The 14,462-nt window shown below is 39.2% G+C and carries 14 protein-coding genes; all 14 read right to left on the bottom strand.

Annotated elements, in window-relative coordinates; all coding sequences use genetic code 11:
• Positions 1 to 208 (bottom strand): SDR family NAD(P)-dependent oxidoreductase (locus tag V7138_RS14455; RefSeq protein ID WP_335398504.1); only part of this gene is annotated, 208 nt, incomplete at its 3' end.
• A 190-nt stretch (positions 209 to 398) separates the two neighbouring features.
• Positions 399 to 1,298, bottom strand: coding sequence for an intracellular short-chain-length polyhydroxyalkanoate depolymerase (gene phaZ / locus V7138_RS14450; RefSeq protein WP_335398502.1), 900 nt, complete (start codon positions 1,296 to 1,298; stop codon positions 399 to 401).
• A complete protein-coding gene (locus V7138_RS14445) occupies positions 1,280 to 2,311 on the bottom strand; it encodes a 3-oxoacyl-ACP synthase (RefSeq protein ID WP_335398500.1) in 1,032 nt (343 codons plus the stop codon). The genes phaZ and V7138_RS14445 overlap by 19 nt, the downstream gene beginning before the upstream one ends.
• Before the next feature lie 6 nt (positions 2,312 to 2,317).
• Positions 2,318 to 2,497, bottom strand: coding sequence for a hypothetical protein (locus V7138_RS14440; protein ID WP_335398498.1), 180 nt, complete (start codon positions 2,495 to 2,497; stop codon positions 2,318 to 2,320).
• Positions 2,498 to 2,509: 12 nt separating this feature from the next.
• On the bottom strand, positions 2,510 to 3,517 hold the full coding sequence (locus tag V7138_RS14435; RefSeq protein ID WP_335398496.1) for a branched-chain amino acid ABC transporter permease: 1,008 nt from the start codon (positions 3,515 to 3,517) through the stop codon (positions 2,510 to 2,512).
• A 4-nt stretch (positions 3,518 to 3,521) separates the two neighbouring features.
• Positions 3,522 to 4,382, bottom strand: coding sequence for a branched-chain amino acid ABC transporter permease (locus V7138_RS14430; protein ID WP_335398494.1), 861 nt, complete (start codon positions 4,380 to 4,382; stop codon positions 3,522 to 3,524).
• A 30-nt stretch (positions 4,383 to 4,412) separates the two neighbouring features.
• The gene (locus V7138_RS14425; protein WP_335398492.1) at positions 4,413 to 5,120 is read right to left on the bottom strand and encodes an ABC transporter ATP-binding protein; all 708 of its coding nucleotides are present in this window, start codon (positions 5,118 to 5,120) and stop codon (positions 4,413 to 4,415) included.
• A complete protein-coding gene (locus V7138_RS14420) occupies positions 5,104 to 5,871 on the bottom strand; it encodes an ABC transporter ATP-binding protein (RefSeq protein ID WP_335398490.1) in 768 nt (255 codons plus the stop codon). Before V7138_RS14420 ends, V7138_RS14425 begins: the two co-directional genes overlap by 17 nt.
• Positions 5,872 to 6,184: 313 nt before the next feature.
• Positions 6,185 to 7,420 carry a substrate-binding domain-containing protein gene (locus tag V7138_RS14415; RefSeq protein WP_335398523.1) on the bottom strand — a complete coding sequence of 412 codons (1,236 nt, stop codon included), beginning with the start codon at positions 7,418 to 7,420 and terminating at the stop codon, positions 6,185 to 6,187.
• A gap of 124 nt (positions 7,421 to 7,544) precedes the next feature.
• The gene (locus V7138_RS14410) at positions 7,545 to 8,549 is read right to left on the bottom strand and encodes a 3-oxoacyl-ACP synthase (RefSeq protein WP_335398521.1); all 1,005 of its coding nucleotides are present in this window, start codon (positions 8,547 to 8,549) and stop codon (positions 7,545 to 7,547) included.
• Positions 8,549 to 8,965, bottom strand: a complete 417-nt coding sequence (locus tag V7138_RS14405; protein WP_335398488.1) for a MaoC family dehydratase — start codon at positions 8,963 to 8,965, stop codon at positions 8,549 to 8,551. The genes V7138_RS14410 and V7138_RS14405 overlap by 1 nt, the downstream gene beginning before the upstream one ends.
• Positions 8,966 to 8,981: 16 nt before the next feature.
• Positions 8,982 to 10,463, bottom strand: coding sequence for an o-succinylbenzoate--CoA ligase (locus V7138_RS14400; RefSeq protein ID WP_335398486.1), 1,482 nt, complete (start codon positions 10,461 to 10,463; stop codon positions 8,982 to 8,984).
• A 17-nt stretch (positions 10,464 to 10,480) separates the two neighbouring features.
• Positions 10,481 to 11,086 (bottom strand): TetR/AcrR family transcriptional regulator, encoded by a 606-nt coding sequence (locus V7138_RS14395; protein ID WP_335398484.1) that lies wholly within the window; start codon positions 11,084 to 11,086, stop codon positions 10,481 to 10,483.
• A 117-nt stretch (positions 11,087 to 11,203) separates the two neighbouring features.
• Positions 11,204 to 14,440, bottom strand: a complete 3,237-nt coding sequence (locus V7138_RS14390) for a BTAD domain-containing putative transcriptional regulator (protein ID WP_335398482.1) — start codon at positions 14,438 to 14,440, stop codon at positions 11,204 to 11,206.
• Between the last annotated feature and the right edge of the window lie 22 nt (positions 14,441 to 14,462).

The raw sequence follows: 14,462 nt of genomic DNA, 5'->3' as shown, positions 1-14,462 counted from the left end.
GATCAACACTCTCTCTGTTCGCTACATCGACTTGAAAGAACTCAACATCTGCACCTTGCTCTTTCAATTCTTTTGCTCTCTGGGCTCCTGTTGTGTCATAGTCTGTTAATGCAACCTTTGCACCTTCACGTACAAATGTAATGGCAGCTTCTAGCCCTAGCCCATTTGCTGCCCCTGTAATGATTGCGACCTTATGCTTTAATCTCATTTTGCCGGCTCCTTTTTACCAATTTGTCTAGCTTCAGCACCTAGCCCCTCGAGGTCGCTTCACCCCTCCTGCGGCGGCAAAAGCCTCCTCGTCAGGGTTCCAGCGCTTGTCGGACTTGCACAGGAGGTGGTGACATCGACGTTTGCCCCAGGACGTGGCAGTTGTTAGTCGATGTTCAATTTCAAGGTGCTTACGCATTTCTTATAAATTCATGCATATGTTTTAACAACAGTTCTAAGTTATCAATTAACGGAGAATGTCCACAATCCTCAAGTTCAATGAAAGTGGCGTTATCCCCTAAATCCTCCATAATTTCCTTTGCCATATTTTCAAGGACTACATAATCGCGATCCCCACGCAATACTAAGACTGGGATTTTGATATCATCAGCCTGGCCAGTTCCCTCTGTTAATCCATTGTGATGATGGCTGATGTTAAACGTATTTAATGAATAATAAACATCCGCAAGGTTTCGTTGAGTCATCATATCGTCAAGATATTCATCGTAATGATCCTCATCTGGCTGATTTTTAGTGTAAATGGCTGCATTCCAGATTGCTTTTAATGTTTCTTTATCCCGATTGTCATAGGCGGATTGAATCGGGATGGTTCGTGCTGAATCTCTATGAATATCTTCCATCGTTCTCAAACGATTTGAAAAATCCAGCTGCCCGTCAGCACCTAAGCCATAGATTGGAAAACCCCTTGTTGATGCTGATGCCAATAATACTAACTTCGAACAAAGTCCCGGATGGTCAGCTACAAACTGCATTCCTACAGCTCCACCCGTTGACCAACCAGCAATGATAAAATCTGATAAGCCTAATTCATCAACGAAAAGTTTAATATCATCGGAAAAATCCTTAATAGATTGAACTGGTTTGTGATAAGTCGATATTCCAAAGCCTCTCATATCGACAGCGTACACCTTGTAATCGCTATCAATATTTTCAATGACAACATCCCAATGTTTCGATGATGACATGTTCCCGTGAATGAGTAGAACCGTTTTTTCTCCCCCTTCACGTTCCCTGTAGCCTAATGTTTCTCCATTTGCGAGATTAACAGTTTTCAGTTCAATGGCTGACATTCACAATCCCCCCATTTTATCGTAGTGGCCCCCCACGCATATCCAATACCAGCACTTACTAGAACAACAAGGTCCCCTTCTTTTATTTTACCGTTTTTTTCCGCTAATTCCATAGAAAGTATTTGATCAATTTGGCCAATATGTCCATATTCATTAAGATAAATAGATTGGTCCTGGCTTAGACCTAGTTCGTTTAACACATAATCATGGGCTGATTTTTTCATATGGAGAATGCCTAAGTAATCAATATCGGCTTCGTTATAACCGCTGTTTTTTACTGCTGTTCGAATCACCTGAAGAAAGTTTTGCATCGACTTTTCTTCTAGTCGCTGTTTCATCCCATCTGGGTCAAGGACATCTAGCATATTTAATTTTTGATCGAGGGCTTCCTTTGTTATCGGGTTCTTTGTTCCACCCGCTACGACAACAACATCCTCAGAAAATGCACCATCTGTAATAATATGACTTTCGAGAACATGGTTTTTTGTAATACCTTTTTGTAAAAGGATGGCACCCCCACCAGCTCCCAAGTTATACATAAAGCGAGTTCTAGGATTCTCGTAATCTATAAAATCTACATTTCGATAGCCGCCTGCTAATAATACCGTTTTTATCGAGTCATCTGACCTCATCAAATCCTTTGCAAGCTTTATAGCCATTATCGTTGTTCCACAGCGCATTGCCACATCAAATCCCCAAGCGTTTGAGGCACCGAGTTCCTGTTGCATTTTAATCGCTGCAGTCCATAAAGGATATTCCTTATGTTCTTCCCCTATATAGATAATTAAATTAATTTCCAGAGGATCAATTTTTGCCTTTTTGATGGCTTCTCTAGCTGCTTTGATTCCCATTTCACATGTATGGTCGTCTGAGCCAGGAATCGGCTTTTTCATAATTCCCAGCTTTGTTTCAACAATCTCCTTTGGAATCCCACTCTTTATCGAAATGTCTTCCGAAGTTAAAAACTCCTTCGGAATATAGATCCCCGTACTCAAAATTCCAACTGATTGCAAAGTAGGTCACTCCTCTATTACACGTTTCATAAACTGAACGGCGTCATCTAAATCTGTCACAACCACTTCATCTTCTCCTTGAACATGGCTTACTTTTATACGCCATTGTTTTTTCATTGTCGTGTTATCCACATCAACCAGGGCACAACGGACAACAAATGAAGTAATGGGTTGATTATCATTCATAGCCCTCTCTCCTTAGCCAGCTATTTTTTCTTTTTCATAGTCTTTCGTTTTATTGGCCCCTTTTCTTTTATAGAACCACGATTTGACAGTACCAACGATTCCCATTGGGAAGAACATAACGGCTAGTATATATAAAGTGCCAAAGAAGATCATCCATCTTTCAAATATCCAGTGAACCTTTGTTAATCCTGTTAGCCAGTGATGGGCAAATTCGATAAGACCCGCTCCAATGATCGCCCCGACCAGTGTTCCCACACCACCAATTATCGTCATTAAAAGCGCATCAAGGGTTACATCAAGGGCAAATACTGATGTATTTACAAACCGTAATGTGACAACATACATAGAGCCTGAAACACTAGCAATTACACCTGCTACAATACTCGCAATGATTTTATAATGAATCACATTATAGCCGAGTGATTCTGTTCGGGGCTCATTTTCGCGGATTGCTTGGAGAACCCTGCCGAGAGGTGATTCTGTAAATCTCTTTAACAATAAAAATACGAGAATCATTAGAATCAATGTGACAAAATAAAGGGTCAAACGATCTTTTAATACATCTGGAATGCGGAAGGTAAATCCGTCATTTCCTCTTGTTAATGACCTCCATTTTTCGGCTGCCACCAAAAACAAGCCTGAAAATGCCAACGTTAGCATGGCATAGAAGTGGCTTTTTAATCGTAGTGAGAGCAAACCTACAATATAACTTAATATAGCCGCGAGAACCATACCTACTACTATGGATAGCAGAAAAATTGGAATTGTTGGCTCAAATCGGTCTAATAGCACTCCTGTCGAATAGGCACCAATTCCGAAAAACATCGCATGTCCGAATGAAACAATCCCTGTAAACCCTAGTAAAATATCATAACTCATCGCAAAGACAGCAAAGATAAAAATTTGTGTAAATAAAATTAATATACTTCTTGTATCATTTATAAATGGATAACACAGAAGGAATACCGCCGCCGCAATGTATATGATGTTCACTTTTGAAGAATTAGTAAGAAGCCTCATTTCCTCACCCCTTTGCACCGAATAATCCTTGTGGTCTAAAAATTAACACAATGGCCATTAGCAGCATATTCACTGCTAGTGATAATTCTGGGACATAGTAAGCCATGTAGGCACCTGATAGCCCTACTAAAATCGCTGCAAACAGTGACCCTGTAATACTTCCCATTCCACCAATAACAACAACAATAAACGCGAGAATCGCAAACTCCATCCCCATCTCTGCGTAAATTTGCCCGGAATACGGACCTAGTAATACGCCACTAAGTGCTGCCATCGCTGCACCGACCATAAACACGAGCATAAAAATCTTTTTAATATTAATACCCAGTGATTGGACCATTTCCTTGTTAATAACACCTGCACGAACGATTAGCCCAATCTTTGTATTTTTTAAGATATAGTAAATAACGAAGAAAACGAAGAACCCGACTAGAATGATAAATAAACGATATTTGATTAAAATAACTCCACCCATCTCCCAGCTTCCACTTAAATAATGAGGTGTTTTCGCACTCAATTGGTTTGGTCCCCAAACAACCTTTAACATTTCGGAAAGAACAATCATTACCCCGAGCGTTATCAAAATTTGTTGAATATGATTTCCGTAAACCGGGGTGACGATAAACTTTTCCATCAGCAAGCCTAGAATTAAACCGGTAATTAGAGCAGTAATGATCCCAACTATGAAACTGCCAGTTTGTCCATAAGACCAAACACCAGCATAGGCTCCCCATGCAAATAAACCACCATGAGCAAAGTTTAAGACATCCATAAGTCCAAAAATTAAGGTTAACCCTGCTGCAAGCAGAAAGATCAACATGCCTGTCGCAAGTCCATTAATCGTTAAATTAATAATTGCATCCATAAACTCTCCTCCTCTCGTATGAATATCTCGTTAGGCAATTCCTAAATATTGTTTGCGGAGTTGTTCGTTTTCCTTTAACTCCTTCATGTCGCCACGATGAACAGTTCTTCCATCGTCAATGATGAAAAAACGGTCTCCAATTGTACTTGCCATTATAAAATTTTGTTCAACAAGTACTATCGACGTCTTAGACTTCATCTCTTGTATCGACTCCATCACTTTTTCCACCACTATTGGGGCTAGACCCTTACTTGGCTCGTCAATCAAAAGTAAATCATTATTATTGACATAAGCCCTAGCAATAGAAAGCATTTGCTTTTGCCCACCGCTGAGGTTACCCCCTTTTCTTTTCCAAAACTTCATTAAATCTGGAAATAAGTTCAAAATATATTCGAGGCGTCCCTTTGTTTCATCGTTTTCCTTCTTTATTGCAACCTTCATATTTTCCTCTACTGTTAATTTTCCAAATATCCCCTGGTCCTCAGGTACGTAGCCAATCCCTTTCGCTGCAATTTGATAGGTTGCTAGCCCAGCAATGTTTTGCCCATTAAACTCAATTGTTCCTTGAGCCGGCGGATTGAGCCCCATAATTGACCTAAGAGTCGTTGTTTTCCCTGCACCATTTCTTCCTAAAAGAACAGTGACCTCACCTTTCTTGGCTTCAAATGAAACGCCCTGTAAAATATGGAATTGGTCAATATACGTTTGGATTCCTTCTACTTTAAGATGCAGTGTCATCGTACAAACCTCCTAAATACGCGGATTGGACTGTTTCATTATTCATAATTTCTTCAGGTGTTCCATCTGCTAGCAATCTACCATTAAATAAAACCATTACACTATCAGAAAGGTCGAGGATCATATCCATTTTGTGTTCAATTAAAATGATGGTACGATTCCCTTCCGCTTTAATCTTTTTTATGACCTCAAGGATTGCAGGTACTTCCTCCAGTGACATCCCAGCAGTTGGTTCATCCAATAACAGAACCTCAGTCTCCAGTGCTAAAAGCATGGCAATTTCCAACTTTCGTTTTTCACCATGTGCCAAGTTTTTTGCAATGGCATCTGCTTTATTATCAAGAAGAACAAGCGATAGAATGTGTAAGGCTTTTTCTTCGAATTGTCGATATTTACGGAAGTGCTTAAACATTTGGTACCTTACCCCTGCCACGGATTGAACAGCTAATCGAACATTTTCCAGTACGGTCAGATTTGGAAAAACATTTGTAATTTGAAAAGAACGACCGATTCCTTTCCGTGTACGCGCGGTTGGAGATAGCTTTGTAATATCTTCACCTTTTAAAAACACTTGGCCATTTGTGGGAGAAAGCTGGCCACTTAGCAAATTGAAAAAGGTTGTTTTACCTGCTCCATTTGGGCCGATGATTGATTTGAAGTGGTTAGGAGGAACTGTAAAATTAACCTTATCAACAGCAACATGCCCTCCAAATGCAATTGTCAGATCTTTCGTTTCAATAATATTATTCACGTCATCTCACCTCTTTTTCTAAAAGTAGGCTTCGGTAGAATCCTACCGAAGCCTATAAATCAAATGCGCCTTGGCGTATTTGCGCCCAGATTTTTAGGCCCACACGAGGTGGGTCACAAAGACGTTGCCACAGGAAGTGGCGTTTTTAGTCTTTGTTCTTATGCTCGAAAAGTTACCTTTGAAAATCGAATGTCTCCGCCGGAGGCTTTAACTTTATTCAGTCGGAGTTAGAACCCTGAATGTATTGCTTACTCATTTATGCATTCATCCCCTTATTTAGAGGAAGGAAACTTCTTGCTGAATAAAGTTATCATTAGTTGCGAACTGGTGGAGCTGTCTCCTCAGGGCTTAACTCTCTCATTAAGACTGGTACTGGATAATCCACACCATCTACCTTTTCTAGGCGAATCGCATATAACGTTTGAAGGGCTTGGTGGTCCTCTTCACGGAACGTCATTTTTCCTTTAGGTGTGTCAAAGCTCATGCCTTCCATTGCTTCGATTAGCTTATCTGCATCTGTATCACCATCAGTCTTTTTAATAGCTTCCACAATTGCCAATGCAGCAGTCATACCACCTGGAGTAAATAGGTCAGGAACCTCTCCATTGAACTTTTCTTTATGTTTTTCAACTAACCAATCATTAATGTCATTTTTAGGAAGCTGGTGATAGTAAACGGTGAATCCTTCCATACCAATTAAGGCATCCATAGTCGCAAGTGCAGGAATATCTGGAGCACCTGTCGAGATTTTAATGCCATTTTCTTGGACCTTCATATCTGCGATTTGGTTCCAAGGTGTGTTTGCACCCGCCCAAACAACATATAAATAATCAGGCTTTGCTTCAATAATTTTTTGAACATTTGATGTAAAGTCAGTTGCTGCAGGGTCTGCATATTCCTCATGGATGATGTCAGCACCCAACTTTTCAGCAGCTTCCTTAAATGCTGCTATCCCATCACGGCCGAAAGCATAATCAGGTGCAAGTGTTGCAATTTTTACTCCTTCTTTTGCAATAGCCGCTGCTCCTGCAACCGCATCCTGTGATGAGTTACGAGCTGTTCTAAAGATGTATTCGTTCCAGTCCGCACCTGTAATACTGTCAGCTGCTGCCGGTTCAACAATCATTATTTTTTCATATTCTTCTGCTAACGGAAGAACTGCCAATGTATCTGCTGAACTTGATGATCCTACTAGGAAGTCTACTCCGTCTTCTTCAATCAATTTCGTTGCTTTCTGAATCGCAACTTCAGGTTTCGTTTCAGTATCTTCTACAATAAATTGAATTTCTTGTCCATTTACTTCCATTGTTCCTTCTGTTGCGTATTCAAGGCCTAGTTCAAATCCTTGGGTTGTTTGTTTGCCGTATGATTCAAGTCCACCACTTAATGAGGCCAGCACACCAATTTTAATTGGGTCCTTTGCTTTTGTTTCTTCTGCTGGTTTGTTTGAATCTCCTGAATTCGGTTTCTCTTCTTCAGTAGATGAAGATCCAGAACTACAAGCTGCTGCAACTACCATCAGCATGGCAAGCATACTTAAGAAAAGCATTTTACGAAATGAGAACTTCTTCAATTTTCCTTCCCCCTTTATCATCATAAAAACTGGAAAACCTCCTGCGATAATCGTACATGGTGATAGTTACATTTTAGTTACAGTAGATGATTTGTATCATTTAGCTAGCCTTCCATTGAATAGCAGTAGCCGCCCATGTATAGCCTGTTCCAGCACTAACTGCTACAGCAAGATCTCCATTTTTTAATTTTCCTTGCTCCTGTGCAAAATGGAGACCAATGCAAGGGTCAAGTGCAGACATATGGCCATGATGATCTAAATAGACTGCGTTTTCTTCTGGGATTTCTAATGTATGAAGTAGTTCTCTAAACATGGAGCGTTTCGTATGAAGTGGGAGAAGAACTTTTATGTCTTGAGGTGAATATCCGCTATTTTGTACTGCTTGTCGAATAACTCTTTCGAAATTTGGAATCGATACAGGGTCGAGCCGTTCTTTCATGCTAGATGGATCAAGAACGTCGATATAATGCTGTCTATTTTTTACTGTTTCCAAGCTTGGAAACAATTTGGATCCTCCGGCCGGTACACGGACATCTTCATAGAATGATCCATCTGTAATGATTGAGCTCTCAAGAATTTCACTTGTAGTAGAATTTCTCGTTATTAATGCTGCTGTCCCACCATCTCCAAAATTAAACATAAACCTGGAGCGTGGATTATCATAATCTATAATTTGAGATTCTTTACAGCCTCCAACAAGTAAAATATTTTCGATTGCTTCGTCAGATCGAAGCATATCCTTTGCTACTTTTAAAGCAATTGGAAAACAGGAACTTACATTCATTAATTCAAATGCATAGGCATTTTTTGTCCCTAGCTCATATTGAAGTTTAGGTGCACATGACCAAACCAAATAATCCTTATGCGGACTACCAAAATAGATCACGACGTCAATTGATAACGGATCAATTTTTGATAAGATTTGTCTGGCTGCTTTAATTCCAAGATCTGTTGCTTGCATTGAATCATCCGCCACATGTTTTTGATACAAGCCAAATTTCTCAATGATAACCTGTTCAGGAATTCCAGTTTTTTTAGACAATTCCGCCGCTGTTTCAATTCCTTTTGGAAAAAATACACTTGTTGCTTCAATTCCAATATTTATCATATAAATACTCCTTCTGATGGAACCATCATAACTGCTGTCCCAGTTAGTACAAGTTCGCCTTTTTGATTGTGACATTCGGTTAGCAATTTGACTCTATTTTTTTCTCTGTTGCATTCTTGAATAGTCGCCATAGCTGTGATTGTGTCGCCAATAAAAACAGGTGCCGTAAATCGGATTGTTTGTTCCATGTAGACCGAACCTTTTCCGGGTAAATGTACTCCTAACAGTTGAGATAATAAACTAGATGTCAATAAACCATGTGCAATTCTTTTTTTATACCTGGTTTTCTTGGCATATTCATCTTCGATATGAATTGGATTAAAATCCCCACTTAAGCCTGCAAATAAATTAATATCAGTTTCTGTTATCGTTTTACTGCATGATGCAGTTTGACCTACATAATAGCCCTGCATTTTCTTCTCCTCCTTTTTATGTATTTACTAGAAGGTTCTTTTGGATTTTTCCAGTCGCATTCCTAGGTAGTTGATCAATAAATTCTATCTTTTTCGGAATCTTGTATCTTGCTAAAAACTGATTACAATATTTGATTATTTCTTCTTCTGTTAGTAAACTCTCCTTCCTCTTTACAACAAAAGCAACCGGAACTTCTCCCCACTTCTGATCGACAACTCCAACTACAGCTACTTCCTCAACATCCGCTAGACGACCGATTATTTGTTCAACTTCTAATGGATAAATATTTTCTCCACCAGAAATAATCATTTCTTTTTTCCTACCGACAATATACAAAAAACCCTCTTGATCAACCCTTGCTAAATCCCCAGTATATAGCCAGCCATCACGAAGGGCTTCCTCCGTTGCTTCCGGTCTATTCCAGTATCCCTTCATCACATTTGGTCCACGAACAATGAGTTCTCCAACTTCGCCTTCTTTGACGAGTGTCCCTTCCGAATCTATTAATTTATACTCACAAAATAAAGCTGGCTTTCCGATTGATCCCATTTTCCGTTCGGCATCCTCCTTCAAAAGCATAAAGAGGGTAGGTGATGTTTCGGTCATCCCAAAACCCTGACCAAATAAAAATCCCCTATCAAAAAACGCCTTGATAATCTCAAGTGGACATGGTGCACCACCATTATAAAACCAACGAACAGATGTCAAATTCGTTTTATCAAATGACGGACTATGTAATAGCGCCTGATGGATTGTAGGGACACCCATTACGATAGTTGCTTGGTGCTGTTCAATCATCAATAAGGCCCTCTCGGAATCAAATTTACCCTCAGGAAGAATGATGGTCCCGCCAGCATACAACGTCGGAAATGCAAATAAGCCGATTCCGCCAATATGAAAGAGCGGCAGTAATAAAAGGGACCGGTCAATAGATGTGATATCAATTGCGAGCGAATTATTAATTGCATTCCAAAACATATTATTCTGAGTCAAAACCGCTCCCTTTGGTTTTCCAGTTGTTCCTGAAGTATAACAAATCAAATAGGGAACGCTTTCATTTATCTCGACTGAAACTTTCTCATTTCCACCCTTTACATGCCTTATTGTGTCAATCGAAATTACCCCTTTCAGGCTAGTTGCCTGATTCAATGAAATGGATGTTTGTTTAAACATATCTTCTGCAAATAATAGCTCGGTCCCACTATCATGTAGTTGGTAGACAAGTTCATTTACTGTTAAACGAGTATTCAGCGGGACAGCAATGCATTCAAGCTTTGCGATTGCAAAAAGTAATACAATGTATTCATATCGATTTTGAGAAAGTATTGCGATACGGTCTCCTCTTTTTAAACCTAACTCGAGTTTTAAGTAAGATGCTAAATTGTTTACATGTTGACTCAGCATTTCATAGCTGATTTGTTCATCTTCTGTGATAATGGCAATACGCTTCGGATGTAATTCAGCTCTTTTTTCAATCCAATAAGCAATGCCTTGCATGATAATGTCCTCCCCTTCTATGATTTTTTTAGCCCATCAAAAATAAGTGTCATTGCTGCCTCAAAAGCCTGTTCAGGAACATCTTGCTGTTCCCAATACACCCACCTCATACCAAGAAACTGACCAATTGACATTAAGCAATAGGCAACTGTTTCTTGGTCAATCTCTTTAAATTCTCCTACACCAATACCTGCAGACAAACTTTTTAAAAATCCATTTGCAAGCTTATCGTAATACCATCGATAAAGTTCCTTATCCACAACTACGGCTTGTTGAACGATACTATATAAATTTCTGCGGTTTTTTACCCAATTAAAGAAGGCCTTGAATCCTCTCCTTTGTGCTTCTTCAAAGGATTTTGCTTTACCCATTTCTTCTTTAATTGCTAAACGAAGCTCCCGGCTATATTCTCGAATTAATTCATCAAAAATATCTTTTTTTGATGGAAAATAATTATAGAAGGTCCCCTGTGCTACCTTTGCCTCCTGTGAAATATTTACAATTGAAGTTTCATAGTATCCCTTTTGTCCAAATACCTCCTCCGCTGCTCGTAAAAGTTTCTCTCTTGTCTCTAAACCTTTAGGGGTCAATCCTTTATCTTCTGCGTTTATTGTTTCTGACACCTGAATCACCTCTCAACTTTCATTATATCTATATTAACAGATTTTTCAATACATTTTTAAAAATAAAAAAATAGACCATTCCAAAATGGTGAATGGTCTATCACCCAAGTCTTTATGCTATTTTTGATGCTGAAGAATCATATCGTACATTTGTTTAGTCTGTTGCATAGGGTCAACACCCAGTTCTTCCTCCAATGCTAATACACATTTTTTATACCATTTGATTGCTTGAGGCCGGTTGTTTTTATGATAGTAGCAGAACATCAATAAGCGATATGCTTCCTCCCATGTTCGGTCCTTTGCTAAAATTTGTTCACACCAATAAATGGCTTCATCAAACTCTTCCGTTTTCACAAAGCTTTGGGCAATTCGTTCAGCACCTCGTAAAAACAATACTTGAAGTCGTTCTCTTTCACTTAAACACCAATCTTCATATCTACGATTAGGTAAGTAATCCCCCTCATAATACCCCAAGGCCCGTCTTAAACATTTAATACTCTGCTCGGTATCCTTCTCATGCAAACCTGCATGAATCCATTCCTCAAACTCAATAATATCAAGCTGGTAGCCAGCTTGTTGATTAAGTCCATAGGAGGAACCAACCCGCCCTATAAAAAATGGTGTTGATCTGGCCACACGATTTGGTTCTAGCGCATTATTTAGTGCATTTAATGCTACCTTAAAGTCTCTTGCTGCTGCCGGCTCGTCATTGTCTGGCCATAGGGTAGCAAATATTTCTTCTCTAGCAATCATTGTATTCCGCATTGTCACAAATAGTTCAAGCAATTCCTTTGCCTTTCCACGCTGCCAATCCGATTCCTCTACTTCTTGGCTCCCGAGCCATACTCTGAATCTACCTAATGTTTGTATCCTTAATGTGTAGCCAGGATGGGACGTGATATTAGAATAGCCCAGATTATTTAAAAGCTGATTTACATATGCTAGATGAATTCCTTCCTTCTGTGCATCAAGCAACAAGGGAACAACATTATGTAAATCTAATGGACCGAAAGTTGTACGTTTCGTCAGGATAAAATCATAGCCCCCAACCTGCATTTTTTTTAGAAAACTAGTAATTACTTCGTTAAATGCCTCTTTTTCTTTCTGGTGAAAATAAAGAAATGCTAACCAAAGCTGTGTTAAGACCATCCCGTATTGATCACCACAATTTCCAAACAAAGCTTCACATCTTTTTAGGTATGTGTTCCCATCCTCCCATTTCTCATTGTGAACGGAAGAAATACCCATACAAAGTAAAATCAGTGCAGAAAGCCAAGCATCTTTTACCTTTTCTGTTTCTTCCAAGGCTTTATTGCCAAATTCAATGGCCCGATCATATATCCCTTTATTTCCATATAGAATACATAAACCCATTAATGGCTCTGCTTTTCCCCTTGCAATATTCAGTTCATCCATAATCTCTAGTGCCGTTTCATAGCATTGTGTTGCAAGTGATGCGTCATACTTATCAAGTAACTGCACCGCATGTCCCATTCGCATCCAGCCACATGCTTCCACAAATGGCGCCTGAAATTGAACTCCTTGTTTAATTCCTGATTCTGCTAGTTCTTTTGCTGCTTGCCCATTCCCCATAAAGGATTCAATTAAGGACAATAGTAAATCTGTTTCACGGTGAGATTGCTGTAAATGAACCGTTTTTTGATCCTTTTCAACCACTTTTTTTTGAGAAAGAATCTTTTTCGCTTCAACTAGCTTTCCAGTACGCAAATATAATCTTGATTCTAAGTTTCCGTCTAAAAGGGGAATATTTAACCCTCGTCCTTTTTCAAACCACTTTTTCGCTTTATTGGCATGACCTGCATTCGCTAGATTTTCAGCCATTAATTGATATAACCTACTCTTATCTTCACTTGAGGAAGCCTCATTTTCTTCAAGCGCTTCAATTGCCTGTAATAAATAGCGCTCTGCTTTACCAGGCTGGATGGTATCCAGATAAATTTTCGCTTGTCCTTCATAGGCCTTACTTAACCCGTCTAAATCTCTAGCAGAATGAGCAAAGTGTATGGTTTTTATGTAACAATCCTCAGCATCCTTATAAGAACAACGATATCTTAACGCTTCTCCTTTATAAAGCCACAAAAGATAATAGTGGTTCATAAGTGATTCTGGGATCTTTTTAATTCGATCAAGCAGACCTTCCAGTTGCCCATTTTGAATCATTTTTTCTCCATAATGATGGAGGATCTCTGCTATTCTTTCAAAATCCTGGGTTGCCTCAAGATGATAGATTGCTTGGTTAAAGTCTCCTATTCTTTGATAATATCGAGCGGTTTGAAGATGTAGATTATAAAAATGCCGTTCATTTGTCGAGAAAAGACGCTGCTCCAGAAACTCTTTAAACAGAGCATGATAGCGATACTGACCTTCTCCAATTGAAAGTAAAAAGAGATTATGGTCAGAAAGCTCCTTTAACATTTCTCCTGAGCTTCTGATGCCTAATACGTCATCACATATATTTCCGTTTAATTCATCGAAAATACAGGTATTCTCAAGAAATTGCTGAACCATTGGCGGCTGCTTCATAAACACTTCCATTGCCAGAAAGCGAAATAGTTCATCAAGTGATTTCGATTTATTATTGAGAATGGCCTCCAATCCTCCATCAGAAGAAAGCTGGGCTCGGATCATTCCAATCGCGATGATCCATCCTTCCGTTAATGAAAAGATTTTCTTAATATCTTCAGCAGCCATATCTCCCTCATATAAATCACTTAAGAGAACTTCAACTTCATCAAACGAAAACATGAGGTCGTGCTGTTTTAGCTCAAGGAGTTCCCCCTTTACCGTCATCGAAGTTAGAAAATCCCAGTTTGGTTTGATTCGACTTGAGATGACCAGATTTAAATTACTCGGAAGATGTTGGATCAACCATGTCATCCAATGGTCAATTGAAGAAGAATGCTGAATCAAATGATAGTCATCCATAACAAGCATGACATTCTTATTAAGCACAGTAATCTCATTGATAAACAGTGAGCAAAGCGTTATGATTTCTTCATCCCGTACATACCGTTCAATATTTTCAACATACAGAAGAAGCTCTGTTCCGAAGCCTTTGTGATTTTTTCGAATCGCATAGACCATATAGGTTAGAAAGGGAATAATGTCGTCATCATTCGCACCCACACTATACCAGCATGATGGATTTTTCAGGTCATGAATATAAGATGCAAGTGCAGTTGTTTTTCCGTACCCTGCTCCAGAATGCAGGATGGTTAGCGGATATCGTGGAATCGTTTTCATTTTTTTCATTAAAGACGGTCTTCGTAAAATGATGTCCTTTAAATTGGGTGGAGTTATTTTTGTTTGCAGAACTTGTATCTTTGTCCCCATTTCATAACCTCCCTTCGAATTA

The sequence above is a fragment of the Bacillus sp. JJ1533 genome (genome assembly GCF_036965045.1).
In the GTDB taxonomy this organism is placed as follows: domain Bacteria; phylum Bacillota; class Bacilli; order Bacillales; family Bacillaceae_L; genus Ferdinandcohnia.
Note: the sequence above shows the minus strand (reverse complement) of the source record. Positions and strands in the feature narration are given on the sequence as shown.